Here is a 24630-nt window from a genome sequence, read left to right as displayed (position 1 = left end):
AAAGGCGCGCGCACCGGCGGGGGTAGGCTCGGCACCGCCGGAGGGCAACCGTTCCCGGCGTTCGACATGTGGAGAGGAGCCCTGACTCAGGGTGAGCACCAAGCCGACCACCACAGATTTCGAGTGGACCGATCTGGACCAGCGGGCGGTGGACACCGTCCGCGTCCTGGCCATGGATTCCGTGCAGAAGGTCGGTAACGGCCATCCGGGTACGGCCATGAGCCTGGCGCCCGCCGCCTATGTTCTCTTCCAGAAGCTGATGCAGCACGACCCGGCGGACGCGGACTGGACCGGCCGCGACCGGTTCGTCCTCTCCGCGGGCCACTCCAGCCTGACCCTCTACATCCAGCTCTACCTGGCCGGCTACGGCCTGGAGCTGGACGACCTGAAGGCTTTCCGCACCTGGGGCTCGAAGACCCCCGGTCACCCGGAGTACGGCCACACCACCGGCGTGGAGACCACCACCGGCCCGCTGGGCCAGGGTGTCGCCAACGCCGTGGGCATGGCCATGGCATCCCGCTACGAGCGCGGTCTGTTCGACCCCGACGCGGCGCCGGGCACCTCTCCCTTCGACCACACCATCTGGGCCATCGCCGGCGACGGCTGCCTCCAGGAGGGCATCTCCGCCGAGGCCTCCTCCCTGGCCGGCCACCAGAAGCTCGGCAACCTCGTCCTGCTGTGGGACGACAACCACATCTCCATCGAGGGCGACACCGAGACCGCGGTCTCCGAGGACACCCTCAAGCGCTACGAGGCCTACGGCTGGCACGTCCAGCGGGTCGAGCAGCTGCCCAACGGTGACCTGGACCCGGCCGGTCTGGCCAGGGCCCTCGAGGCCGCCAAGGCCGAGACCGGGCGCCCGTCCTTCATCGCGGCCCGTTCGATCATCGCCTGGCCGGCCCCCAACGCCCAGAACACCGAGGCCGCGCACGGCTCGGCGCTGGGCGACGAGGAGGTCGCGGCCACCAAGCGCGTCCTGGGCTTCGACCCCGAGAAGTCCTTCGAGGTCTCCGACGAGGTGCTCGCGCACACCCGCGCCGCCCTGGACCGCGGCCGCGACGCCAAGAAGGAGTGGGAGAAGTCGTTCGCCGCCTGGCGTACGGCCAACCCGGAGCGCGCCGCCGAGTTCGACCGGATCGCCGCGACCGAGCTCCCCGACGGCTGGGAGGACCACCTCCCGGCGTTCGAGACCGGCAAGTCGGTCGCCACCCGTGCCGCCTCCGGCAAGGTGCTGCAGGCGCTCGGCGCGGTCATCCCCGAGCTGTGGGGCGGCTCCGCGGACCTCGCGGGCTCGAACAACACCACGATCGACAAGACCTCGTCGTTCCTTCCCGAGGGCAACCCGCTGCCGGGCGCCGACCCGTACGGCCGCACGATCCACTTCGGCATCCGCGAGCACTCCATGGCCGCGGAGATGAACGGCATCGCGCTGCACGGCAACACCCGCATCTACGGCGGCACCTTCCTGGTGTTCTCCGACTACATGCGCAACGCCGTCCGGCTGTCCGCGCTGATGCACCTGCCGGTGACGTACGTGTGGACGCACGACTCCATCGGTCTGGGCGAGGACGGCCCGACCCACCAGCCCATCGAGCACCTGGCCTCGCTGCGCGCCATCCCGGGCCTGAACGTCGTCCGCCCGGCCGACGCCAACGAGACCGCTCTCGCATGGCGCGAGATCCTCAAGCGCTACACGAAGAAGTTCGGCGTGGGGGCCCCGCACGGCCTCGCGCTGACCCGTCAGGGCGTGCCGACGTACCCGGCCAACGAGGACGCTGCCAAGGGCGGTTACGTCCTGTTCGAGGCGGAGGGCGGCAAGCCCGAGGTCGTCCTGATCGGTACCGGCTCCGAGGTGCAGCTCGCCGTCGAGGCGCGCGAGCAGCTGCAGGCCGCGGGCGTCCCCACCCGGGTGGTGTCGATGCCGTCGGTCGAGTGGTTCGAGGAGCAGGACCAGGCGTACCGCGACAGCGTGCTGCCGCCGTCCGTCAAGGCCCGTGTCGCCGTCGAAGCCGGCATCGGCCTGACCTGGCACCGCTACGTCGGTGACGCCGGGCGCATCGTCTCGCTGGAGCACTTCGGTGCCTCGGCCGACGGCAAGGTCCTCTTCCGCGAGTTCGGCTTCACCGCCGACGCGGTGGCGGCCGCCGCCCGGGAATCACTTGACGCGGCTGCGCGCTGACGCCCGTATACGACAAGTAGGAGATGCTGAAACCCATGACAGACGCACTCAAGCGCCTCTCCGACGAAGGCGTCGCGATCTGGCTGGACGACCTGTCGCGCCAGCGCATCACGTCCGGCAACCTCGCCGAGCTGATCGACCAGCAGCACGTCGTCGGCGTCACGACCAACCCGTCGATCTTCCAGAAGGCGATCTCGGACGGCCACGGCTACGACCAGCAGGTCGCCGACCTGGCGGCCCGCAAGGTCACCGTCGAGGAAGCCATCCGCATGATCACGACGGCGGACGTCCGTGACGCCGCCGACATCCTGCGGCCGGTCTTCGACGCCACCGGCGGCCAGGACGGCCGGGTCTCCATCGAGGTCGACCCGCGCCTGGCCCACAACACCACGGCGACCATCGCCGAGGCCAAGCAGCTGGCCTGGCTGGTGGACCGCCCCAACACGCTGATCAAGATCCCGGCCACCAAGGCGGGTCTGCCGGCCATCACCGAGGTCATCGGCCTGGGCATCAGCGTCAACGTCACGCTGATCTTCTCGCTGGAGCGCTACCGCGAGGTGATGGACGCCTACCTGGCGGGCCTGGAGAAGGCCAAGGCCGCGGGCCTGGACCTGTCCCTGATCCGTTCGGTCGCCTCGTTCTTCGTCTCCCGCGTGGACACCGAGATCGACAAGCGCCTGGAGGTCATCGGCACGGACGAGGCCAAGGCCCTCAAGGGCAAGGCCGCGCTGGCCAACGCCCGCCTGGCCTACCAGGCCTACGAGGAGGTCTTCTCCTCGGACCGCTGGTCGGCGCTCGACAAGGCCGGCGCCAACAAGCAGCGTCCGCTGTGGGCCTCGACCGGCGTCAAGGACCCGGCCTTCAAGGACACCCTGTACGTCGACGAGCTGGTCGCCCCGGGCACGGTCAACACCATGCCGGAGGCCACCCTCGAGGCCACCGCCGACCACGGCCAGATCACGGGTGACACCGTGCGCGGCCAGTACGCGCAGGCCAAGGCCGACCTCGACGCGGTAGCGAAGCTGGGGGTCTCGTACGACGAGGTCGTGCAGCTCCTGGAGGACGAGGGCGTCGACAAGTTCGAGACGTCCTGGAACGACCTGCTCAAGTCCACGGAGGCGGAGCTCAAGCGCCTCGCTCCCTCGGAGGGCTGATCTCCCTTGTCCAGCAGCAATCCGCTGCGTGACGCACTGGACCGACGGCTCCCGCGTATCGCGGGGCCGTCGGGCCTGGTGATTTTCGGCGTCACGGGCGATTTGTCCCGTAAAAAGCTGATGCCTGCCGTGTACGACCTGGCCAACCGCGGACTGCTCCCGCCGGGCTTCTCACTCATCGGGTTCGCCCGCCGCGAGTGGGAGAACGAGGACTTCGCGCAGGAGGTCTACGAGGCGGTCAAGCAGCATTCGCGCACGCCGTTCCGCGAGGAGGTCTGGCAGCAGCTGGTCCAGGGCTGCCGCTTCGTCCAGGGCAACTTCGACGACGACGAGGCCTTCGAGACGCTCAAGGCGACGATAGAGGAGCTGGACAAGGCCCAGGGGACCGGCGGCAACTTCGCCTTCTATCTCTCGGTACCGCCGAAGTTCTTCCCCAAGGTCGTCCAGCAGCTCAAGAAGCACGGCCTGGCCGACCAGAAGGAGGACTCCTGGCGCCGCGCGGTCATCGAGAAGCCCTTCGGGCACAACCTCGAGAGCGCCCAGGAGCTCAACCGCATCGTCCACGAGGTCTTCCCGCCCAACGAGGTCTTCCGGATCGACCACTACCTGGGCAAGGAAACGGTCCAGAACATCCTGGCGCTGCGCTTCGCCAACACGATGTTCGAGCCGCTGTGGAACCGCAGTTACGTCGACCACGTCCAGATCACGATGGCCGAGGACATCGGCATCGGCGGCCGGGCCGGCTACTACGACGGCATCGGCGCGGCCCGCGACGTCATCCAGAACCACCTCCTCCAGCTGCTCGCGCTGACCGCCATGGAGGAGCCCGCCTCCTTCGAGGCGGACGCGCTGGTCGCGGAGAAGACCAAGGTGCTGGGCGCCGTACGGCTGCCCAAGGACCTCGGCAGGGAGACCGTGCGCGCGCAGTACGCGGCGGGCTGGCAGGGCGGCGAGAAGGCCGTCGGCTATCTCCAGGAAGACGGCATCGACCCCAAGTCGAAGACCGACACCTACGCGGCCATCAAGCTGCAGGTGGACAACCGCCGTTGGGCGGGTGTGCCGTTCTACCTGCGCACCGGCAAGCGGCTGGGCCGCCGGGTCACCGAGATCGCGGTGGTCTTCCAGCGCGCCCCGCACTCCCCCTTCGACCAGACGGCGACGGAGGAGCTGGGCCAGAACGCCCTGGTCATCCGCGTGCAGCCGGACGAGGGCGTGACCGTGCGGTTCGGCTCCAAGGTGCCGGGCACCTCGATGGAGGTCCGGGACGTCTCGATGGACTTCGCCTATGGCGAGTCCTTCACGGAGTCCAGCCCCGAGGCGTACGAGCGGCTGATCCTGGACGTTCTCCTGGGCGACGCCAACCTCTTCCCGCGCCTGGAGGAGGTCGAGCAGTCCTGGCGGATCCTCGACCCGATCGAGGAGTACTGGGACAGGCACGGCAAGCCCGCGCAGTACCCGGCGGGCACCTGGGGCCCGACCGAGGCGGACGAAATGCTCGCACGAGACGGACGGAGCTGGCGTCGGCCATGAAGATCGATCTGACGGAAACCACGGCCAGCAAGATCAACAAGGCGCTGGTGGAGGGCCGTCGCGCCGTCGGCACCCCGGCCATCGGCATGGTGCTCACCCTCGTCATCGTCACCGACGAGGAGAACGCCTACGACGCCCTGAAGGCGGCCAACGACGCCTCGCGCGAGCACCCCTCGCGCACCCTGGTCGTCATCAAGCGGGTCAGCCGGTCGCCGCGCGACCGCGCCAAGGCCCGGCTGGACGCCGAGGTCCGGGTCGGCACGGACGCGGGCACCGGCGAAACGGTCGTGCTGCGGCTGTACGGCGAGGCCATCGACCACGCCCAGTCCGTGGTGCTGCCGCTGCTGCTGCCGGACGCCCCGGTAGTGGTCTGGTGGGCGGTCAACGCCCCGGTCGACCCCGCCAAGGACCCGCTCGGCGCGCTGGCGCAGCGCCGCGTCACCGACGCCTACACCGCCGAGCAGCCCATCGCGGAACTGACCAAGCGCGCCGACACGTACACCCCCGGCGACACCGACCTGTCCTGGACCCGCATCACGCCCTGGCGTTCGATGCTGGCGGCGGCGCTGGACCAGATGCCGTGCACGGTCACCTCGGCCGTGGTCGAGGGCGAGGAGTTCAACCCGAGCGGCGAACTGCTCGCCATGTGGCTCGCCGGCAGGCTGGACGTCCCGGTCCGGCGCACCCTGTCGGCCGGTCCCGGTCTGACGGCGGTCCGTCTGGAGTCCACCTGCGGCCCGATCGTGCTGGACCGCCCGGACGGCTCGCTGGCCACCCTCTCGATGCGCGGCCAGCCGGACCGTGCGGTGGCGCTCAAGCGGCGGGAGACCTCCGAGCTGCTCGCCGAGGAGCTGCGCCGGCTCGACCCGGACGACATCTATGCCGCCGCGCTGAAGTACGGCGTGGACCGGCTCGGTGACGCGGATTCCCAGCCCGCGGAGCCGGCGGCCGGAGGGAGCGCCCCGGAAGGGGCCGCGGCGAAGAAGGCGCCCGCCAAGCCCGCCAAGAAGGCGGCCGCGAAGTGAGCGCACCGCAGGTTGTCGTCCACCGCGACAAGGACCTGATGGCGAAGGCCGCGGCGGCCCGGCTGATCACGAAGATCGTGGACGCCCAGGCCGCCCGCGGCTCCGCCTCGGTGGTCCTGACCGGCGGCCGCAACGGCAACGGGCTGCTCGCGGCGCTCGCCGAGGCGCCCGCCCGGGACGCGGTGGACTGGCACCGGCTGGACCTGTGGTGGGGCGACGAGCGGTTCCTGCCGGAGGGGGACCCGGAGCGCAACGACACCCAGGCGCGCGAGGCGCTGCTGAACAGCGTTCCGCTGGACCCGGCCCGGGTGCATCCGATGGCCGCCTCCGACGGCCCGCTGGGCAATGACGCCGATGCCGCCGCCGAGGCCTATGCGGCCGAACTCGCCGCCGCGGCGGGCCCCGAGGACCACGGCCCGGTGCCGTCCTTCGACGTCCTGCTCCTGGGCGTCGGCCCGGACACCCATGTCGCCTCGCTCTTCCCCGAGCTGCCCGGCGTCTACGAGCAGGAACGGACGGTGGTCGGGGTGCACGGCGCGCCCAAGCCGCCGCCCACCCGCGTCTCGCTGACCCTGCCCGCGATCCGCGCGGCCCGGGAGGTCTGGCTGCTGGCGGCCGGCGAGGACAAGGCCAATGCCGCGGCCATCGCCCTCTCCGATGCCGGAGAGGTGCAGGCCCCGGCGGCGGGCGCCCGTGGCCGCAGCCGCACGCTGTGGCTGCTGGACGAGGCGGCGGCGTCCCAGCTGCCGCGCGATCTGTATCCGCCGGCCTCGGCCTGACGCCGCGTACGACGACGAAGGCCCCATGCCCTGCAGGGCATGGGGCCTTCGTCGCGCCCGTTCAGGCGCAGCGCGCAGGATGCTCGCTCAGCCGGACGCCCAGGAAGCGGCGCAGCCGGTGGATCTCGTACAGGGCGATGCAGGTGACCAGCACCGGCGCCCCGAGGATGAAGAGCACCCCGAACGTCAGCCCGAGGCCGTGCAGATCACCCGTCACCAGGTCCGGCACCGCCATCAGCCAGGAGGTGACGGTCGCGAGGACCGGCGGAAGCGCGCGGTGGATGACCGCCGTGCCGAAGAAGTTGCTGTTGATCCGGATCCCCGCGGCGCCGACGAACCACAGCAGCCACAGGACCAGCGGGGTGGTCGGCAGGGAGTGGCCCACGCCCGTCATGAGGAGCAGCGTCAGCACCGCCGCCCCGACGAAGGTCAGCAGCAGCCGCAGCGGGCCGAACAGCCGCTGCCGCAACGGCCGCAGGGGGCCGCCGCGCCGCCAGACCAGCAGCATCACCCCCACCGTCAGAGGGGCGATGAGCAGCAGGACGAAGCAGGCGATGACCAGATGCTCCAGCGCCCGGGTGAGGCTGAAGTCCCGTACGACGAAGGTGTAGACGCCGCTCACAACGATCATCCCGGCAATCACGCGGAGCCGCTTGAGCCCCTCCACCGCCGGATCGTCCGCCGCCGGTATCCAGTCCGGCTGGAACACCCGCCAGGCGGCGCGATGCGGCCACAGCAGGCTCATCCCCGAGCGTATGTCTCCGCCGCCCCGCACTCCGGCCATCGCCGTCTCCCCCGAACGCATCCGTACTCAAGATCGTCCGGGGGATCCTATGCGACGCCTGCGACGGCCGGTCAGCGCCCGCGCAGCTCCCGGTACTTGGCGACCAGGCGCGCCGTGGACGCATCCAGCCCCGGCACCTCGGCGCCCTCCGTCAGCGCGGGCTCCACCCGCTTGGCGAGCACCTTGCCCAGCTCCACGCCCCACTGGTCGAAGGAGTCGATGTTCCAGACGGCGCCCTGGACGAACACCTTGTGCTCATAGAGCGCGATCAGCTGGCCCAGCACGGACGGGCTGAGCTCCTTGGCCAGGATCGTGGTGGTGGGGTGGTTGCCCTTGAAGGTCTTGTGCGGCACCAGTTCCTCGGCCACCCCCTCGGCACGCACCTCCTCGGGCGTCTTGCCGAACGCGAGGGCCTGCCCCTGCGCGAAGAGGTTGGCCATCAGCAGGTCGTGCTGGGCGACCAGGCCCGGCTGCAGATCGGCGACCGGCTCCGCGAAGCCGATGAAGTCGGCCGGGATCATCTTCGTGCCCTGGTGGAGCAGTTGGTAGTAGGCGTGCTGGCCGTTCGTACCGGGCGTGCCCCAGACGACGGGACCGGTCTGCCAGCCGACCGGACGGCCGTCGCGGTCCACCGACTTGCCGTTGGACTCCATGTCCAGCTGCTGGAGGTAGGCGGTGAACCGGGAGAGATAGTGGCTGTAGGGCAGCACCGCATGCGACTGGGCGTCGAAGAAGTTGCCGTACCAGATGCCCAGCAGGCCCAGCAGCAGCGGGACGTTCTCCTGCGGCGGGGCGGTGCGGAAGTGCTCGTCGACGAGATGGAAACCGGCCAGCATCTCCCGGAAGTGCTCCGGGCCGATCGCGATCATCAGCGAGAGGCCGATCGCCGAGTCGAACGAGTAGCGGCCGCCGACCCAGTCCCAGAACTCGAACATGTTGTCCGTGTTGATGCCGAACTCCGCCACCTTCTCGGCGTTGGTCGACAGCGCCACGAAGTGCTTGGCGACCGCGCCCTGATCGGCGCGCAGCCCCGCCAGCAGCCAGTCACGGGCCGACGTGGCGTTGGTGACGGTCTCGATGGTGGTGAAGGTCTTGGACGCGACGATGAACAGCGTCTCGGCCGGGTCCAGGTCCCGTACCGCCTCGTGCAGATCGGCGCCGTCCACATTGGACACGAAGCGGAACTGCATGTCCCGGTGGGTATAGGCGCGCAGCGCCTCGTACGCCATCGCCGGGCCCAGGTCCGAGCCGCCGATACCGATGTTGACGACCGTCTTGATACGGCGGCCGGTGTGGCCCTTCCAGTCGCCGGAGCGGACCCGGTCGGCGAAGGTGGCCATCTTCGTCAGGACGGACTGGACCCGGGGGACGACGTTCTCACCGTCGCTCTTGACGACCGCCGAGCCGGGCGCGCGCAGCGCGGTGTGCAGCACGGAACGCCGCTCGGTGATGTTGATCTTCTCGCCGCGGAACATCGCGTCCCGCAGCTCGGCAACTCCCGTCGCCTCGGCCAGTTCGCCCAGCAACCGCAGCGTCTCGTCGGTGACCAGGTGCTTGGAGTAGTCCAGGTGCAGATCACCGACCTGGAGGGTGTAGCGCTCGGCGCGGGCCGGGTCGCGGTCGAACAGCTCGCGCAGATGCACCTCCCCCAACTGCTCGCGGTGCTTGCTCAACGCGGTCCACTCAGGCATCTGGTCGAGCCTGCTGCGGCTTTCTGCGTTCATCTCGGACATCAGCCTTCTTCGTCTCGTACCGGCACCCCGCCGGCTCCCAACCTAATTGATCAGGGCGCGGTATGAGGCATCTGTCCGCCGGTGAACGGGGGGCTGTCGGCAGCCTTGCGCACGGGTACCGGCGAGAGCGCCCGGCGTCGCCGAACGGGCCGCTGGCCGCGCATTTCTGCACGAACGGCCCGGCCGGAGGGCGGTCGTCCCTCCGGCCGGGCCGGACATCACACGTGCTGGGGCCTCAGATCTCGCCGCGGAGCTTGGCCAGCGCCTCCGCGAGAATCGCCTCACCGTCGGCGTCGCTGCGGCGCTCCCGGACGTAGGCGAGGTGGGTCTTGTACGGCTCGGTGCGCGGCGGGTCCGGCGGGCTGTCCCGGTCCTTGCCGGCCGGGAAACCACAGCGCGGGCAGTCCCAGGTGTCCGGCACCTGTGCGTCACCGGCGAAGCTGGGCTGCGTCTCGTGCCCGTTGGAGCACCAGAAGGAGATGCGGGTGCGCGGCGCGGACTCACCGCGCTCGGCCTCCCCCATCGGCCCCGCTCCGACCCGACTTCCTCGGATCGCGTTGCCACTTGCCACGGTCGTAACTCCCTGCGTAATGGTGCTGCAGCATTTCTCACAGCAGCTGCGCTGCGGGCGCTCCAGTCTATGTAAGGCCCAACGCGCGTCCAGTGACAGGAGTTACACCCCGTCCAAGGACGCCGCCCTCATGATAGGCCGCGCCTTCGACGGTATGTCAGTTGCCGAGCTTCATCAGAATGCCGAGGACCACAATGCACGCGAACCACAGCAGGCCGACCACGATGGTGATGCGGTCGAGGTTCCGCTCGGCGACCGAGGAGCCACCGACCGAGGACTGCATGCCGCCGCCGAACATGTCGGACAGGCCGCCGCCCTTTCCCTTGTGCATGAGCACCAGCATCATCAGCAGCAGGCTGAAGACGATGAGGGCGATCGAGAACCCGATGACCACGGCTGGACCAACTCTCTGGGACTGGTTGAAATGGTGCGGGGCCGGGTGGCGCACGCAACGCCGGACCCGGCCCCGACAGGGTACGACGGGCCGGGCCCGTCGTCATAGCTGCTACTGGTCGCGGAAGCGGACGATCTTCACGAATTCGTCCGCGTCCAGCGCCGCGCCGCCGATCAGCGCGCCGTCGACATCCGGCTGCGCCATGATCGCCGCGACATTGCCGGACTTGACCGAGCCGCCGTACTGGATGCGGACCTTGTCGGCCAGCTCCTGGCTGTAGAGCTCGGCGAGGCGGCCGCGGATCGCACCGCAGACCTCCTGCGCGTCCTCGGGAGTGGCGACCTCGCCGGTGCCGATGGCCCACACCGGCTCGTAGGCGATCACGATGGTCTCGGCCTGCTCGGCCGGGACGTCCTTCAGGCCGCCGTCGAGCTGGGCGAGGGTGTGCGCGACCTGGTTGCCCGCCTTGCGGACGTCCAGGCCCTCGCCGACGCACAGGATCGGGGTGAGGCCGTGCTTGAAAGCCGCCTTGACCTTGGCGTTGCAGATCTCTTCGTTCTCGCCGTGGTACTGGCGGCGCTCGCTGTGGCCGATGGCCACGTAGGTGCACTTGAGCTTGGCCAGCATCGGGCCGGAGATCTCACCGGTGTAGGCACCGGAGTCGTGCGCCGAGAGGTCCTGGGCACCGTACTTGATCTTGAGCTTGTCACCGTCGACCAGCGTCTGCACCGACCGCAGGTCGGTGAACGGGGGCAGGACGGCGACCTCTACGGCGTCGAAGTCCTTGTCGGTGAGCGCAAAGGCGAGCTTCTGGACATGGGCGATGGCCTCGAGGTGGTTGAGGTTCATCTTCCAGTTGCCCGCCATCAGCGGAGTGCGGTCAGTCACGTTGTTCAGTCCTCCAGTGCGGCGAGGCCGGGGAGCGTCTTGCCCTCGAGGTATTCGAGGCTGGCGCCGCCGCCGGTCGAGATATGGCCGAAAGCATTCTCGTCGAAGCCCAGCAGCCGGACCGCGGCGGCGCTGTCGCCACCGCCCACGACCGTGAAGGCGTCCGAGTCCAGCAGCCCCTGCGCGACGGCCTTGGTGCCGTTCGCGTAGTCGGGGTGCTCGAAGACACCCATCGGGCCGTTCCAGAAGACCGTGCCCGCGTCGGCGAGCTTCGCGGCGTAGAGCTCGCGGGTCTTCGGGCCGATGTCCAGGCCCTCCTTGTCGGCCGGAATGGCGTCCGCGGCGACGAGTTCGGGGTTGGCCGGAGCCTTGGTCTTCAGGTCCGGGAAATCGGCCGAAACCAGGACGTCGACGGGGAGGACGAACTCCACGCCGCGCTTCTCGGCCCGCGCCAGGTACTCCAGGCAGGCCGGGACCTGGTCCTCCTGCAGCAGCGAGATGCCCACCTCGTGGCCCTTGGCCTTGAGGAAGGTGTACGCCATGCCGCCGCCGACCAGGATGCGGTCGGCCTTCTCGATCAGCTGGTCGATGACGGCGAGCTTGTCGGAGACCTTGGCGCCGCCGAGCGCGACGACGTAGGGGCGCTGGACATCCTCGGTGAGCTTCTTCAGGACGCCGACCTCGGTGGCGATCAGGTCGCCGGCGGCGTGCGGAAGGCGCTCGGGCAGGTCGTAGACGGAGGCGTGCTTGCGGTGCACGGCGCCGAAGCCGTCGCCCACGTACAGCTCCGCCAGGGCGGCGAGCTGGTCGGCGAAGGCGCCGCGCTCGGCGTCGTCCTTGCTGGTCTCGCCCGCGTTGAAGCGGAGGTTCTCCAGCACGGCCACCCGGCCGTCGGCCAGGTCCGCGGTCACGGACTTGGCGGACTCACCGACCGTGTCGGTGGCGAACGCCACGTCCTGCCCGAGGATCTCGCCCAGCCGCTCGGCCGCGGGAGCCAGCGAGAACGCCGGGTCCGGGGCGCCCTTGGGACGGCCCAGGTGGGAGGCGACGATCACCCGGGCGCCGAGCTCGGCGAGCTTGGCGATCGTCGGAGCGACGGCGCGGATCCGGCCGTCGTCGGTGATGGTGGCGCCGTCCAGCGGCACATTCAGATCGGCGCGGACAAAGACCCGCTTGCCCGCGACGCCTTCGGTGGCGAGGTCGTCGATCGTCTTCATGCGGAAAGACTCCGTTGCGTAGGTCGGTCACGGGACGGGGCCCGTACGACGCATCATCGCGCCGCACGAGCCCCGTCCTCACATCTCGGGTGCCTCGGGTGTCAACCAGAGATCAGAGCTGGCCGCCGACGAAGGTGGTCAGGTCCACCAGGCGGTTGGAGTAGCCCCACTCGTTGTCGTACCAGCCGACGACCTTGACCTGCTTGCCCTGCGACATGGTCAGCTGGGAGTCGAAGGTGCAGGAGGCCGGGAAGTTCACGATGTCCGAGGAGACGATCGGGTCCTCGGTGTACTCGAGGATGCCCTTGAGCTGGCCCTCGGCGGCCTTCTGGAAGGCGGTGTTGATCTCGTCCTTGGTGACCTCGCGGTCGAGCTCCAGGACCAGGTCGGTGACCGAGCCGGTGGGGACGGGCACGCGCATCGCGATGCCGTCCAGCTTGCCCTTGAGCTGCGGGAGGACCAGGGCGGTGGCCTTGGCGGCACCGGTCGAGGTCGGGATGATGTTCTCCGCGGCGGCGCGGGCGCGGCGCAGGTCGCTGTGCGGGAAGTCCAGGATGCGCTGGTCGTTGGTGTACGCGTGGACCGTGGTCATCATGCCCTTGACGATGCCGAAGTTCTCGTCGAGAACCTTCGCCATCGGCGCCACACAGTTGGTGGTGCAGGACGCGTTGGAGATGACGTGGTGGCTGGCCGCGTCGTACTTGTCCTGGTTGACGCCCATCACGATCGTGATGTCCTCGTCCTTGGCGGGCGCGGAGATCAGGACCTTCTTGGCGCCGGCCGCGATGTGCTTCTCGGCGTCGGCCTTCTTGGTGAAGATGCCGGTCGACTCGATGACGATGTCGGCGCCGAGCTCCGCCCAGGGGAGCTTCGCCGGGTCGCGCTCGGCCATCGTCTTGAAGGTCTGGCTGCCGACCGTGATGGTGTCGTCGGTGTGGCTGACGTCCTGCTTCAGACGACCCAGGATGGTGTCGTACTTCAGCAGGTGGACCAGGGTGGCGTTGTCGGTCAGGTCGTTGACACCGACGATCTCGATGTCCGCACCCTGCTCCAGGAGCGCGCGGAAGTAGTTACGACCAATGCGGCCGAATCCGTTGATGCCTACGCGGATCGTCACGAACCGATCTCCTCGTTGGTACGCCGGCGCAGATACCGGCGAGCTGTATGGGATGTCCCCGACCGCCTCCGACCCTACCCCCAAAGAGAGACGTACGTGACATTGACAAAAGCGCTTTCGACCCCTCAAACGAGCGCTCCCGGCCACCCTCTTGCGCATGCGTCCGCGCCCGCCCCGACGGCACCCTTTCGGGAGTGACGCCGGGGGGCGAAGAGGACGCCGGCGGCGTACGGACCGTCAGCCGACCATGCCCTCGGCGAGTTCCTCGGAGAGGTTCGACTCCGTGCCGGGGATGCCCAGATCCTGGGCGCGCTTGTCGGCCATCGCCAGCAGGCGGCGGATCCGGCCGGCGACGGCGTCCTTGGTCAGCGGCGGGTCGGCGAGGGCGCCCAGCTCCTCCAGGGAGGCCTGCTTGTGCTCCATGCGCAGCCGGCCGGCCGCCGCGAGGTGCTCGGGGACCTCCTCGCCGAGGATCTCCAGGGCCCGCTGGACCCGGGCACCGGCGGCGACCGCGGCGCGCGCCGAGCGGCGGAGGTTGGCGTCGTCGAAGTTGGCGAGACGGTTGGCGGTGGCCCGGACCTCGCGGCGCATCCGCCGCTCCTCCCACGCCAGCACCGACTCGTGGGCACCCAGCCGCGTCAGCAGCGCGCCGATCGCATCACCGTCACGGACGACGACGCGGTCCACCCCGCGCACCTCGCGGGCCTTGGCGCCGATGCCCAGCCGACGGGCCGCACCGACCAGCGCCAGCGCCGCCTCGGGCCCGGGACAGGTCACCTCCAGGGACGAGGAGCGGCCGGGCTCGGTGAGCGAGCCATGGGCCAGGAAGGCGCCCCGCCAGGCCGCCTCGGCGTCGCAGGTCGCACCCGAGACCACCTGCGGGGGCAGCCCCCGGATCGGGCGGCCGCGGCCGTCGACCAGGCCCGTCTGCCGCGCCAGCTGGTCGCCCCCGGCCACCACCCGTACGACATAGCGGCTGCCGCGCCGCAGCCCGCCGGGGGCCATCACCACCAGGTCGGAGGAGTGCCCGAAGATCTCCAGGATGTCCTTGCGCAGCCGCCGGGCGGCGATGCCCGTGTCCAGCTCCGCCTCGATCACAATGCGGCCGCTGACCAGGTGCAGACCACCCGCGAACCGCAGGATCGACGAGACCTCCGACTTCCGGCAGCAGGTCCGGGTGACGGGGAGCCGGGAGATTTCGTCCTTCACCGCAGCCGTCATCGCCATGGGCCGATCCTTCCATGCATCCGAAAAATACGGTCGTACGCGGCTGCCAGCAGCTCCGGGTCGTGCCGGTCGGGGGGCGGCCCGGCACTTGACCGGGCGTCGTCTCCTTGTGCGGCGACCTCGGCCAGCTCGACCTCGCTGCCCACCAGCTGCTTGGCGGCAACCGTCAGACCTTCGATGTCGGGCACGGCGGCCTTGTCGGCCAGCACCACGTCGAAGGCGAGTTTAGGGGCGTGTCGGGCCAAAACCTCCAAATGACGCTGCGGTGAGAAGCCATCGGTTTCGCCCGGCTGCGGAGCGAGGTTGAGCGAAAGGACCTTTCGGGCCTTGGTCTCCTCCAGGGCCTCGCGCAACTCCGGCACCAGCAGATGCGGAATGACGGACGAGAACCAGGAGCCGGGACCCAGCACCACCCAGTCGGCATCGCGCACCGCGGCGACCGCCTCGGGCACCGCCGGCGGATCCTCGGGGAGCACATGGACGGACTGCACCTCACCGCGGGTGAGCGCGACGGTGGCCTGCCCGCGGACCGTGGTGACCTCGTCCGGGCGGGCCAGGTCATGACCCCTGACCTGGGCCTGGAGCTCCAGGGGCACCGCCGACATGGGCAGCACCCGGCCCTGCGCGCCGAGCAGCCTGCCGACCAGGTCGAGCGCCTGGACATGATCGCCCAGCTGCTCCCACAGGGCGACGATCAGCAGATTGCCCACCGCATGGTCGTGCAGCTCGCCCTCGGACTGGAAACGGTGCTGGATCACCCGGGCCCAGGTCTGGCCCCACTCGTCGTCGCCGCACAGCGCGGCCAGCGCCTTGCGCAGATCGCCGGGCGGCAGCACCCCCAGCTCGTCGCGCAACCGGCCGCTGGAGCCGCCGTCGTCGGCGACGGTGACCACGGCCGTCAGATCGCCGGTGATCCGGCGCAGCGCGGCCAGCGAGGCGGACAGGCCCATGCCGCCGCCGAGCGCCACCACCTTGGGGGTGGCGCCCTTCTTGGCCGTACGGCCACCGGGGACGAACCTGCGGACCCGGCGCAACCGCGGCGTACGGCCGGTCATTCGCGCCCCATGTCCCGGTGGACGACGACCGTCTCGACCCCTTCGGTCACCAGACGGCGGGCCAGCTTCTCGGACATCGCGACGCTGCGGTGCTTACCGCCCGTGCAGCCGACGGCGATCGTCACATAGCGCTTGCCCTCGCGGCGGTAGCCCTCGGCGACGATGCGCAGCAGCTCGGCGTAGCCGTCCAGGAACTCCTTGGAACCGGGCTGGTTGAAGACATAGTCGGAGACCTCTTCGTTCAGGCCGGTGAAGGGGCGCAGCTCCGGGACCCAGTGCGGGTTGGGGATGAAACGGCAGTCGATGACCATGTCGGCGTCGACCGGCAGGCCGTACTTGAAGCCGAAGGACATGACCGTGGCCCGCAGCTCGGGGGCCTCCTCGCCCGCGAACTGGGCGTCCAGCTTGGCGCGCAGCTCATGGACGTTGAGGCTGGAGGTGTCGATGACCAGGTCGGCGTCGCCGCGCAGCTCGCGCAGCAGATCGCGCTCGGCGGCGATGCCGTCGACGATCCGGCCGTCGCCCTGGAGGGGATGCGGGCGGCGCACCGACTCGAAGCGGCGCACCAGGGCCTCGTCGGAGGACTCCAGGAAGACGATGCGGCGCTTGACGTTCTGCGCGTCGAGGGTGGCCAGGGACTCCTTGAGATTGGCGAAGAAGCGGCGGCCGCGGACATCGACGACCACGGCGATCTTGGCGACATTGCCCTGGGAACGGGCACCCAGCTCGACCATCGGCGGGATCAGCTCGGGCGGAATGTTGTCGACGACGAACCAGCCCAGATCCTCCAGGCACTTGGCTGCCGTGCTCCGGCCCGCCCCCGACATGCCGGAAATGATCACCAGCTCGGGGATGGCGGCGCTCTCGCCCTGGTCGGTCGTGCCCGTACTCACCTGCGCACCGTCTCTCTCGGTTTCCTGCGTTTCGTGCTCTGTGCTCATCGGTCCTGCCCCCGTTCTGCTGGCAACGCGGCCGAGGGGGCCCCGTCATCCTCAATGATCTCTCCTGTGGCGGTGTTCACCGCGGGGGCGGACGGTGCCGCCCCGGCCAGCGCCGCCGCGACCGTCTCGGCCGTCTTGCGGCCGACGCCCGGAACCTCGCAGATCTCGTCGATGGTGGCGGCCCGCAGCTTCTTGAGCGAACCGAAATGCTTGAGAAGCGCCTGACGGCGGGTGTCGCCCAGTCCCGCGACGGCGTCGAGCGGCGAGGACTTCAGCCGCTTGGTGCGCTTGCTGCGCTGGTAGGTGATGGCGAAGCGGTGCGCCTCGTCACGGACGCGCTGGAGGAGGTAGAGGCCCTCGCTGCTGCGCGGCAGCACGACGGGATCGTCGTCATCGGGCAGCCAGACCTCCTCCAGGCGCTTGGCCAGGCCGCAGACGGCGACATCGTCGATGCCCAGCTCGTCCAGAGCGCGGCGGGCGGCCGCCACCTGGGGGGCACCGCCGTCGACGACCACCAGCTGCGGCGGATAGGCGAACCGCTTGGGGCGGCCGTCCTCGTCGGTGGGGCGGCCGGCCATGACATCCGGCGCGCCGTCGTCCTCCACCGGGGCGTCGGCGGACGGCTCCTCCGTCCACTCCCCCGACTTCTGCTTCTCCTGGAGATAGCGCTTGAAGCGGCGGCCGATCACCTCGTGCATGGACCGGACATCGTCCTGGCCCTCGAAGGTCTTGATCTGGAAGCGGCGGTATTCGCTCTTCCGGGCGAGACCGTCCTCGAAAACCACCATGGAAGCGACGACGTCCTCGCCCTGGAGGTGGGAGATGTCGAAGCACTCGATGCGCAGCGGGACCGCGTCCAGGTCGAGGGCCCGGGCGATCTCCTCCAGCGCACGGGAGCGGGTCGTCAGGTCCGAGGCGCGCTTGGTCTTGTGCAGACCCAGCGCCTGCTGGGCGTTGCGCTGGACCGTGGCCATCAGGTCCTTCTTGTCGCCGCGCTGCGGAATACGCAGCGAGACCAGGGAACCACGCCGGGCGGCGAGCCACTCCTGGACCGGCTCCACCGGGTCGGGCAGCGCCGGGACCAGGACCTCCTTGGGGACGGCATCGCCCCGCTCCTCGCCGTACAGCTGCTGGAGGGCAAGCTCGACGAGACCGGCGGTGGTGACGGCCTCCACCTTGTCGGTGACCCAGCCGCGCTGGCCGCGCACCCGGCCGCCGCGGACGTGGAAGATCTGGACGGCGGCCTCGAGTTCGTCCTCGGCGACGGCGATCAGATCGGCGTCGGTGGCGTCCGCGAGCACCACCGCGCTCTTCTCCATCGCCCGCCTGAGCGCGCCTATGTCGTCCCGCAGCCGGGCGGCACGCTCGTACTCCATCTCCTCCGCCGCGTCCTGCATCCGCCGCTCCAGGCGGCGGATGTACGCGCCCGTACGGCCGGCCATGAAGTCGCAGAATTCCTCCGCGAGTTCGCGGTGGTCCTCGGCGGAGATCCGGCCGACGCAGGGCGCCGAGCACTTGCCGATGTAGCCCAGCAGGCAGGGGCGGCCGATCTGGGCGGAGCGCTTGAAGACCCCGGCGGAGCACGTGCGTACGGGGAAGACCCGCAGCATCAGATCGACGGTCTCGCGGATGGCCCAGGCATGGGCGTACGGACCGAAATAGCGCACGCCCTTCTTCTTGGCGCCGCGCATCACCTGGACCCGCGGGAACTCCTCGCCGAGAGTCACCGCGAGATACGGATAGCTCTTGTCGTCGCGGTACTTGACGTTGAAGCGGGGGTCGAACTCCTTGATCCAGCTGTACTCGAGCTGGAGCGCCTCGACCTCGGTGGAGACGACGGTCCACTCCACCGAGGCGGCGGTGGTGACCATCGTGCGGGTACGCGGATGAAGTCCGGCCAGGTCCTGGAAATAGTTGGCCAGACGCTGGCGCAGGCTCTTCGCCTTGCCGACGTAGATGACCCGGCCGTGGTCGTCGCGGAACTTATAGACCCCCGGCGAGTCGGGGATCTGTCCCGGCTTGGGTCGGTAGCTGCTGGGGTCTGCCATGACCACCACCCTACTGACCGCCACTGACAATCACGGTCGGCGGAGCGATCCGGGGCGATACGGAGCGATACGGAGCGATCCGGGGCAGGGGCGGGGCTCGCGGCGGGGGGCGGGGACGATACACAGGCGCGGGGTGGGGGCGATACACGGGCGCGGGGCAAGGGTCCGCGGGCGCGGGGCGGGGCGATCCTCGGCCCCTTCGCCGGGCCCCTGCCCCCACCCCCCGTCACCCTGCCCTCCCCCCTTCGGGGGGAGGGCAGGGTGGGGGCGGGGGAGGGTGTGTGGGTGGGGTGGGGGGCGGAAGCCGCGCCTCCGTCAGCCCCTGCGCCGCCTCCTGAGCGCCACGGCGCCGCAGAGCCCGAGCGCCAGCAGGGCGGCGGCGCCCGCGACGGTCGAGGTGGCGGTGACCGGGATGCCGGCGTCCGCGAGCGCACCGGCCCGGGCGGGCTCCTCGCGGGCGCTCGCCTTCGCGGGCGTGTCCTCCCGCGCGGCGGCCCCCGGCCCGTACCCCCCGGCCTCGCCGCGCTTGTCGTACGCGGACCCGGGGAGCTTGTCCCCGTACGCCTTCGCCACCCGCTTCCGGTAGGCGGCGACGGTGCTGCCGTGCGCGCCGACGGCCTTCCTGGCGTCCGGGTCCAGCGGCTCGATCCGGTCGCCGCGCTGCACGTACCAGGCGTCGGTCTGCGGCTCCTGGAAGACCGTCCCGGTCCGGCCCCCGGCAGCCGCGTAACGGGTCTCGTCGTCCCCGCTGGCGATATTGACGACCTTCCAGGCGTCGCCCCGCCGCACCGTCCACACCGAGGCCGTCCGCCCGTCGGCGGCGACCGCCTTGCTGGCGAGGAACTCCAGGCGGGCGACGGGGGCGTTGGCCTTGCCGCGGACGAAGTCCGGGGACAGGAGGTAGACCGGGACGGTGCCGCCCTCGATGTGCACCCTGCCCGGGGCGGCGGCGCGGGCTCCACCGGGCTCGCGGGCGAAGAACCGGGCGAGAGTGTCCAGGGTCGCGGGCGCGGCGGCCGCTTCGTGGGCGGCGGCGACGGCGGCGCGGGGCGGTGCCTCGGGGGCCGCGGGGGCCTCGGCGGCCCGTGCGGCGTACGGGGCGGAGCCGATGAGGGCGGCGGCGAACGTTGCGGTGGCGGCGGCGCGAAGGGCAGCGCGCGAGGTGCGCTTCGGCATGAGCTCAGGCTCCTATCCGGTAGAGGGAGTGCGTCCAGGAGAAGGAGCTGCCGTTCACGTAGTAGTCGTAGTCGCCCCAGTTGTAGCGGCTGTTGGAGGCCCAGGGGTCGCCCCAGTAGACCCAGTTGTCGGCCGTGTCGAAGCCGTAGACGACGTGCATATGGCCGCCGCCGGAGGACCACTCGATGCGGGTTTCGATGGGCCGGTTGGCGTTGATCTCGCTCTGCACGGTGCTGTAGCGGAGATAGCCGGTCACGTATGAGCCAGAGTTGATGCCCATCCAGTCGAATGCGTTCTGGACATTGCCGAGCGTGGCCTGGTTGTTGGGGCAGGCCGTGTTCTGCTGGCGGCCGAAGGCGGCGTTGCAGAACTGGTTCTGGCTGTAGTTCCGGCCGTACCAGGCCGCGATGGTGTTGCCGGAGCCGGCCCAGCACCAGTTGGTCTTCTCCTGGGCCTGCATCGCTATGTCGAGACGGTTGGCGGCAGCCGCTTTCCTGGTGGTGGCGGCGTGCGCCGGGGGCGTGGCCGCCGAGGCGGTCGCGCCGGGGAGTGCGGTGAGCGCCGTGAAAGCGGCGACGGCGAGCGCTGCTGCCGACAGCCGTCTACGTCGCGCACGAGGCGCAAGGGGAGCACGGGTCATGGCGTTCCTCCCGGTGAGGGGGGTGAGGGGGTGAGAGGAGCGCATCCGGATGCTGCTGTGGAGCATCGGGTGTTGTCGGACGCAGGTCAACACGCTTCAATGCGAGGTGACATGGGGGTGTGAACGAACGGGCCCGGATGTGAACGACCGGTGCCCGGTGTACTGCGGTGAACAGGCACTCAGCGCGCGTGACGTGCGAGCCGGTTGTGAACGTTCACCTGCGCGCCGGAGGAATTGAGGCAATGGCACAGAACACTCCCGAATCGGCCGAGCTGGCGCAGCTGCTGCGGACCGGCCCGTTCCATCTGGCGCTGCGCAGCGCGCTGACCGCCCGCGGCCTCGCCCTGACCCGCGTCCAGCACAAGCTCGCCCAGCGCGGCATCAAGGTCGGGGTGACCAGCCTGAGCTACTGGCAGCAGGGCGCCCGGCGGCCGCAGCGCCCCGAGTCGCTGCGGGCGGTGCGCGCCCTGGAGGAGGTCCTGGAGCTGCCCGCGCAGTCGCTGCACCGCCTCCTGGTCCCCGAAGGAGGCGCCCGCCCCGAGGCCGAACGCCCCGCCGCGCGCTCGTACCGCTCCCTGGTGGCGCCCGCCGGCGCGCTGCACCAGCTGTTCGCCGAGCTGGAGACCCCCGCGGACGGCGGGCTGCACACCGTCAGCCATCACGAACGGGTGCTGATCGGGCCGCGCCGCGAGCTGAGCGCCCGCGAATCGCTGCAGGTCGTCCGCGCCCACCGGGACGGCGTCGACCGCTATGTCGCCATCCACCGGGGTGATACGGGGTGCGATCCGTCCCGGGTACGGGTGCGGGCGGCGGAGAACTGCCGGCTGGGCCGGGTGCGCGGGGACGCGAAGACCGGGGTGGTGGTCGCCGAGCTGCTCTTCGACGCCCGGCTGCGGGCCGGTGACACCCATGTCTTCGGGTATCTCTTCGAGGACGGCAGCGGCGGCACCAGCGCCGAGTACGTACGGGGCTTCAGCTTCGCGGGCGGCCAGTACGTCCTCCAGGTGCGCTTCGACGAGGCGGCGCTGCCGGTGCGCTGCCGCCGCTTCGCGCAGGTCTCGGCGGGCGCCCCGCGCAGCGCCCAGCGGGAGCTGACGCTCGGCGGCCGGCACCACTCCGTCCACCTCGTCGAGCAGGGCGTACGGCCCGGGATACTGGGGATCGGCTGGGACTGGGGGTGAGCCCCCGGGGCGACGGTGCGCCTCAGGGGGGCGATGCACCCGAGGGGCCGATGCGCTTCAGCCCGCTATCAGCTTGCCGTCCTTGACCTTGACCGGGACCTCCTCCAGAGGGCGGGTCGCCGGGCCCTCGGCCACCTTGCCGGTGGCCACCTCGAAGTGACTGCCGTGCAGCGGGCAGACGGCCTGGTCCTTCTCGATCTTGTTCAGGATCGCGCCCATGTGCGTGCACACGGTGCTGAAGCACTTGAACTCGCCCTTGGCGGGCTGCGAGACCAGCATCCGCTGCTTGCCGTAGAGCTTGGCACCGCCGACCGGCACGTCCGAGGCCGGGCCCAGCTCGACCGCGGCGTCCGAGCCCGGCCGGGTGCCCGACTCCTCCCCCGCGCCACAGGCGGCGGCTCCGAAGCACGCGACGCCCGCGAGCGCGGCCCCGCGCAGCACGGTCCGGCGGGCGGGGGACTGGCTCATGGCTGCTCCAAGGGGGATCTACGGGTCAGAGGCCGGCGGTCCCCGACGATACCGGGGCAGGCTGTTCCGCTTCGGCGCGGGCCTCGCCCCCCCCGCAGCGGCTCCTGCTCGATCTCCCCTCGGCTGCGCCCCCGTCGTCCCGGGCAGCAGCCGCCGGGCGAAAGGGAGCGCGGGCGGGAGCGCCGTAGCGGCGAAGGACAGCGGGCTGTCCGGGTTGCCCGGTCCGGTGACCGCGAGAGCGCGCATCGGCGCCTCCGCACGACGTCGTGCGGGTTCGATGCGCAGGGAGGGCAGGGCACACGTAAACGCTTGCGCAAGCGCTTACGCTTGGCCTCGGGTGCTCGTACTGTGGTGGACTTCGCGGGACGGCGGCCAGGGGGGCCGCCATGGGGCCGGGCCGTGAGGGCGCGGCGGGCCCGGGGAGGAAGAACCGGATGACAACGATGGTGGATGTGGCACGGCGCGCGGGGGTCTCCGTCGCCACGGTCTCGCACGTGCTGAACGGGACCCGCCCGGTACGCCCCGACACCCGTGCCGCGGTGCTCGGCGCCATCGACGAGCTGGGCTACACCCACAACACCCTCGCCCGTTCCCTGGTCACCGCCCGCACCCGCTCCATCGGCCTCGCGGTCTCCGCGATCAGCAACCCGTACTTCACCGAGATCCTCCAGGGCGTCGAGGCCGGCGCCCTGGAGGCCGGCTACAGCCTGCTGATCGCCGATCCGCACGACGACCCGCGGCACGAGCGCAAGGTCGTCCAGCTGCTGCACGAGCGGCGGGTGGACGGCATGATCGTCGCGCCGTCCGCGGAGCCCGCGGAGATGGTCGGCTATCTGGACCGCCGCAAGGTCCCCACCGTCTTCCTCGACCGGCTGGTCGAGGACGACGGCGACGGTGACGGCGATGACCGGGCGGGGCGCGGGCGGTCCGGCCGCGACCAGGTGTGCGCCGAGAACACCGGCCCGGTACGGCAGCTCGTCGAGCATCTGGCCGACCTGGGCCACACCCGGATCGGCCTGGTGGCCGGGCTGCCCGGACTGAGTACGACCACCGAGCGCGTCCGGGGCTATCGCGAGGGGCTGCGCGGCCGGGGGCTGGAGTTCGCGCCCGAACTGCTGGCCGGCGGCAACTCCGAGGCGGCGGGTGCCCAGGACGCCACCGGGCATCTGCTCGCCGCCCCCGAGCCGCCCACCGCGATCATCACCGCCAACAACGCCATGACCATCGGCGCGCTGCGGGCGCTGCGCGAGCGCGGTCTGGAGGTGCCCCGCGATATCGCGCTGGCCTGCTTCGACGACTTCTCCTGGGCCGATCTGTTCGCGCCCCGGCTGACCGCGATCGCGCAGCCCGGCAAGGAGATCGGGGCCGCGGCGGTCCGGCTGCTGCTGGAGCGCCTGGAGGAGCCGGACCGCCCGCCCCGCACCGTCCGCCTGCCCTGCACCTTTGTGCACCGTACGTCGTGCGGCTGCCCCGAGGCCGCACCGCCGGCCGTCCCCCCTGCCGCCCGGGAAAGGAACCGCACCCCGTGATCGTCGTCGCCGGCGAGGCGCTGATCGACCTCGTCCCCAGCCCCCAGGACGCTTCCGGGAACGGCCGGTTGCCCGCGCTGCTCCCCCGGCGCGGCGGCGGTCCGTACAACACCGCGGTCGCCCTGGGGCGGCTGGGCTCGGCCACCGCGTTCTGCTCGCGGGTCTCGACCGACACCTTCGGCGAGGCGCTGCTGGAGGGGCTGCGGGCCGACGGCGTGGACACCTCCCTGGTGCAGCGCGGCGACGAGCCGACCACGCTCGCGGTGGCGGACATCAGCCCGGACGGCTCGGCCGGATACGGCTTCTACGCGGGCGGCACCGCCGACCGGCTCTTCGCCCTGCCGCCCGCGCTGCCGGACACGACCCGTGCGCTCTCGCTGGGCACCTGCTCGCTGGTCCTGGAGCCGGGGGCGAGCGCGTACGAGGCCCTGCTGCGGCGGGAGGCCGGGCGGGGGGTGTGCACGGCGCTCGACCCCAATATCCGGCCCGGTCTGATCCCGGACGCGGACGCCTACCGGGCCCGCTTCCGGTCCTGGCTGCCCTGTCTGACCCTGCTGAAGCTGTCGGAGGAGGACGCGGAGTGGCTGGCGGACGGGCCGGACCGGCCGGACGGGGCCCGGGACGCGGCCGCGGCCGTGGCCCGGGGATGGCTGGGCCACGGCCCCGCGGCGATCGTGATCACCCGGGGCGGCGACGGACTGACGGTGCTGACGCCGGGCGGCGGCGAGGTCGGCGTGCCCGGCCGCCGGGTCGACGTGGTCGACACCATCGGCGCGGGCGACACGGTCAATGCGGCCCTGCTGCACCGGCTGGACGCCCATGACGCCCTCTCCCGCGAACGCATCGCCGCGCTCGGCCCCGAGGACTGGCGCGACATCCTCGGCTTCGCCGCCCGCGCCGCCGCCGTCACCTGCTCCCGCGCGGGCGCGGAACCGCCGTACGCCGCCGAGCTCGCCTGAGGCGCGCCGACGGGCGCGGGACGGACGTACGGGCC

The 24630-nt window shown here is 71.1% G+C and carries 22 protein-coding genes; 8 read left to right on the top strand and 14 right to left on the bottom strand.

Translation table 11 applies throughout. From position 1 onward, the window contains the following. Window positions 1–91 precede the first annotated feature (91 nt). Genes tkt through pgl form a run of 5 tightly spaced genes read left to right on the top strand, consistent with a single transcriptional unit; the run spans window position 92 to window position 6667 of the window. Window positions 92–2179 carry a transketolase gene (gene tkt, locus ACIGWZ_RS23955; RefSeq protein ID WP_400067803.1) on the top strand — a complete coding sequence of 696 codons (2088 nt, stop codon included), beginning with the start codon at window positions 92–94 and terminating at the stop codon, window positions 2177–2179. Between the two features lie 35 nt (window positions 2180–2214). Next, a complete protein-coding gene (tal, locus tag ACIGWZ_RS23950) occupies window positions 2215–3333 on the top strand; it encodes a transaldolase (RefSeq protein WP_400067801.1) in 1119 nt (372 codons plus the stop codon). Between the two features lie 6 nt (window positions 3334–3339). Beyond that, the gene (zwf, locus tag ACIGWZ_RS23945) at window positions 3340–4863 is read left to right on the top strand and encodes a glucose-6-phosphate dehydrogenase (RefSeq protein ID WP_400067799.1); all 1524 of its coding nucleotides are present in this window, start codon (window positions 3340–3342) and stop codon (window positions 4861–4863) included. Beyond that, entirely contained in the window at window positions 4860–5888 is a 1029-nt protein-coding gene (gene opcA, locus ACIGWZ_RS23940) for a glucose-6-phosphate dehydrogenase assembly protein OpcA (protein WP_400067797.1), read from the top strand. Before zwf ends, opcA begins: the two co-directional genes overlap by 4 nt. Further along, window positions 5885–6667 (top strand): 6-phosphogluconolactonase, encoded by a 783-nt coding sequence (pgl, locus tag ACIGWZ_RS23935; RefSeq protein WP_400067795.1) that lies wholly within the window; start codon window positions 5885–5887, stop codon window positions 6665–6667. The genes opcA and pgl overlap by 4 nt, the downstream gene beginning before the upstream one ends. Window positions 6668–6728: 61 nt before the next feature. Here the strand turns inward: pgl and ACIGWZ_RS23930 are convergent, their stop codons facing one another. The 13 genes from ACIGWZ_RS23930 to ACIGWZ_RS23870 form a co-directional block, all read right to left on the bottom strand. After that, entirely contained in the window at window positions 6729–7412 is a 684-nt protein-coding gene (locus ACIGWZ_RS23930; protein ID WP_400067793.1) for a hypothetical protein, read from the bottom strand. Window positions 7413–7522: 110 nt separating this feature from the next. Then, complete coding sequence (gene pgi / locus ACIGWZ_RS23925) at window positions 7523–9175, bottom strand: glucose-6-phosphate isomerase (RefSeq protein WP_400067791.1); 1653 nt, start codon at window positions 9173–9175, stop codon at window positions 7523–7525. Between the two features lie 244 nt (window positions 9176–9419). Further along, the gene (locus ACIGWZ_RS23920) at window positions 9420–9755 is read right to left on the bottom strand and encodes an RNA polymerase-binding protein RbpA (protein WP_006606296.1); all 336 of its coding nucleotides are present in this window, start codon (window positions 9753–9755) and stop codon (window positions 9420–9422) included. Window positions 9756–9912: 157 nt separating this feature from the next. Further along, window positions 9913–10149: a preprotein translocase subunit SecG gene (gene secG, locus ACIGWZ_RS23915; RefSeq protein WP_129248719.1), complete on the bottom strand. Its 237-nt coding sequence runs from the start codon at window positions 10147–10149 to the stop codon at window positions 9913–9915. Between the two features lie 111 nt (window positions 10150–10260). Beyond that, a complete protein-coding gene (gene tpiA / locus ACIGWZ_RS23910; protein WP_400067788.1) occupies window positions 10261–11037 on the bottom strand; it encodes a triose-phosphate isomerase in 777 nt (258 codons plus the stop codon). A 5-nt stretch (window positions 11038–11042) separates the two neighbouring features. Continuing rightward, the gene (locus ACIGWZ_RS23905; protein ID WP_400067786.1) at window positions 11043–12254 is read right to left on the bottom strand and encodes a phosphoglycerate kinase; all 1212 of its coding nucleotides are present in this window, start codon (window positions 12252–12254) and stop codon (window positions 11043–11045) included. A 112-nt stretch (window positions 12255–12366) separates the two neighbouring features. Further along, window positions 12367–13371, bottom strand: coding sequence for a type I glyceraldehyde-3-phosphate dehydrogenase (gap, locus tag ACIGWZ_RS23900; protein ID WP_400067784.1), 1005 nt, complete (start codon window positions 13369–13371; stop codon window positions 12367–12369). Window positions 13372–13608: 237 nt separating this feature from the next. After that, window positions 13609–14598, bottom strand: a complete 990-nt coding sequence (whiA, locus tag ACIGWZ_RS23895; protein WP_362916587.1) for a DNA-binding protein WhiA — start codon at window positions 14596–14598, stop codon at window positions 13609–13611. Further along, a complete protein-coding gene (gene yvcK, locus ACIGWZ_RS23890; protein WP_400067782.1) occupies window positions 14589–15653 on the bottom strand; it encodes a uridine diphosphate-N-acetylglucosamine-binding protein YvcK in 1065 nt (354 codons plus the stop codon). Before yvcK ends, whiA begins: the two co-directional genes overlap by 10 nt. Continuing rightward, entirely contained in the window at window positions 15650–16594 is a 945-nt protein-coding gene (gene rapZ, locus ACIGWZ_RS23885) for an RNase adapter RapZ (protein ID WP_400067780.1), read from the bottom strand. Before rapZ ends, yvcK begins: the two co-directional genes overlap by 4 nt. Next, the gene (gene uvrC / locus ACIGWZ_RS23880; RefSeq protein WP_400067778.1) at window positions 16591–18642 is read right to left on the bottom strand and encodes an excinuclease ABC subunit UvrC; all 2052 of its coding nucleotides are present in this window, start codon (window positions 18640–18642) and stop codon (window positions 16591–16593) included. Before uvrC ends, rapZ begins: the two co-directional genes overlap by 4 nt. A gap of 315 nt (window positions 18643–18957) precedes the next feature. Beyond that, window positions 18958–19818, bottom strand: coding sequence for a hypothetical protein (locus tag ACIGWZ_RS23875; RefSeq protein WP_400067776.1), 861 nt, complete (start codon window positions 19816–19818; stop codon window positions 18958–18960). Between the two features lie 4 nt (window positions 19819–19822). After that, on the bottom strand, window positions 19823–20458 hold the full coding sequence (locus ACIGWZ_RS23870; RefSeq protein WP_400067775.1) for a papain-like cysteine protease family protein: 636 nt from the start codon (window positions 20456–20458) through the stop codon (window positions 19823–19825). Between the two features lie 242 nt (window positions 20459–20700). Between ACIGWZ_RS23870 and ACIGWZ_RS23865 the strand changes: the two genes are divergently transcribed. Further along, a complete protein-coding gene (locus ACIGWZ_RS23865; protein ID WP_400067773.1) occupies window positions 20701–21639 on the top strand; it encodes a hypothetical protein in 939 nt (312 codons plus the stop codon). Window positions 21640–21696: 57 nt separating this feature from the next. Here ACIGWZ_RS23865 and ACIGWZ_RS23860 read toward each other — a convergent pair whose 3' ends face one another. Beyond that, window positions 21697–22107: a Rieske (2Fe-2S) protein gene (locus ACIGWZ_RS23860; protein ID WP_400067771.1), complete on the bottom strand. Its 411-nt coding sequence runs from the start codon at window positions 22105–22107 to the stop codon at window positions 21697–21699. A gap of 434 nt (window positions 22108–22541) precedes the next feature. Between ACIGWZ_RS23860 and ACIGWZ_RS23855 the strand changes: the two genes are divergently transcribed. Together ACIGWZ_RS23855 and ACIGWZ_RS23850 are read left to right on the top strand one after the other, a co-directional pair. After that, window positions 22542–23636: a LacI family DNA-binding transcriptional regulator gene (locus tag ACIGWZ_RS23855; RefSeq protein WP_400067769.1), complete on the top strand. Its 1095-nt coding sequence runs from the start codon at window positions 22542–22544 to the stop codon at window positions 23634–23636. After that, the gene (locus ACIGWZ_RS23850; protein WP_400067767.1) at window positions 23633–24595 is read left to right on the top strand and encodes a carbohydrate kinase; all 963 of its coding nucleotides are present in this window, start codon (window positions 23633–23635) and stop codon (window positions 24593–24595) included. Before ACIGWZ_RS23855 ends, ACIGWZ_RS23850 begins: the two co-directional genes overlap by 4 nt. Window positions 24596–24630: the final 35 nt, after the last annotated feature.

The sequence above is a fragment of the Streptomyces sp. NPDC053427 genome (assembly GCF_044544985.1).
GTDB lineage: Bacteria > Actinomycetota > Actinomycetes > Streptomycetales > Streptomycetaceae > Streptomyces.
This window is presented reverse-complemented; position numbering and strand designations above follow the sequence as displayed.

What these genes read in the sequence shown, in the direction of transcription:
- tal (WP_400067801.1), top strand. Translation starts at nt 2,215, where the DNA reads ATGACAGACGCACTCAAGCGCCTCTCCGACGAAGGCGTCGCGATCTGG.
- opcA (WP_400067797.1), top strand. Translation starts at nt 4,860, where the DNA reads ATGAAGATCGATCTGACGGAAACCACGGCCAGCAAGATCAACAAGGCG.
- ACIGWZ_RS23930 (WP_400067793.1), bottom strand. Translation starts at nt 7,412, where the DNA reads ATGAGCCTGCTGTGGCCGCATCGCGCCGCCTGGCGGGTGTTCCAGCCG.
- pgi (WP_400067791.1), bottom strand. Translation starts at nt 9,175, where the DNA reads ATGAACGCAGAAAGCCGCAGCAGGCTCGACCAGATGCCTGAGTGGACC.
- ACIGWZ_RS23905 (WP_400067786.1), bottom strand. Translation starts at nt 12,254, where the DNA reads ATGAAGACGATCGACGACCTCGCCACCGAAGGCGTCGCGGGCAAGCGG.
- whiA (WP_362916587.1), bottom strand. Translation starts at nt 14,598, where the DNA reads ATGGCGATGACGGCTGCGGTGAAGGACGAAATCTCCCGGCTCCCCGTC.
- yvcK (WP_400067782.1), bottom strand. Translation starts at nt 15,653, where the DNA reads ATGACCGGCCGTACGCCGCGGTTGCGCCGGGTCCGCAGGTTCGTCCCC.
- rapZ (WP_400067780.1), bottom strand. Translation starts at nt 16,594, where the DNA reads ATGAGCACAGAGCACGAAACGCAGGAAACCGAGAGAGACGGTGCGCAG.
- uvrC (WP_400067778.1), bottom strand. Translation starts at nt 18,642, where the DNA reads ATGGCAGACCCCAGCAGCTACCGACCCAAGCCGGGACAGATCCCCGAC.
- ACIGWZ_RS23875 (WP_400067776.1), bottom strand. Translation starts at nt 19,818, where the DNA reads ATGCCGAAGCGCACCTCGCGCGCTGCCCTTCGCGCCGCCGCCACCGCA.
- ACIGWZ_RS23870 (WP_400067775.1), bottom strand. Translation starts at nt 20,458, where the DNA reads ATGACCCGTGCTCCCCTTGCGCCTCGTGCGCGACGTAGACGGCTGTCG.
- ACIGWZ_RS23865 (WP_400067773.1), top strand. Translation starts at nt 20,701, where the DNA reads ATGGCACAGAACACTCCCGAATCGGCCGAGCTGGCGCAGCTGCTGCGG.
- ACIGWZ_RS23860 (WP_400067771.1), bottom strand. Translation starts at nt 22,107, where the DNA reads ATGAGCCAGTCCCCCGCCCGCCGGACCGTGCTGCGCGGGGCCGCGCTC.
- ACIGWZ_RS23855 (WP_400067769.1), top strand. Translation starts at nt 22,542, where the DNA reads ATGACAACGATGGTGGATGTGGCACGGCGCGCGGGGGTCTCCGTCGCC.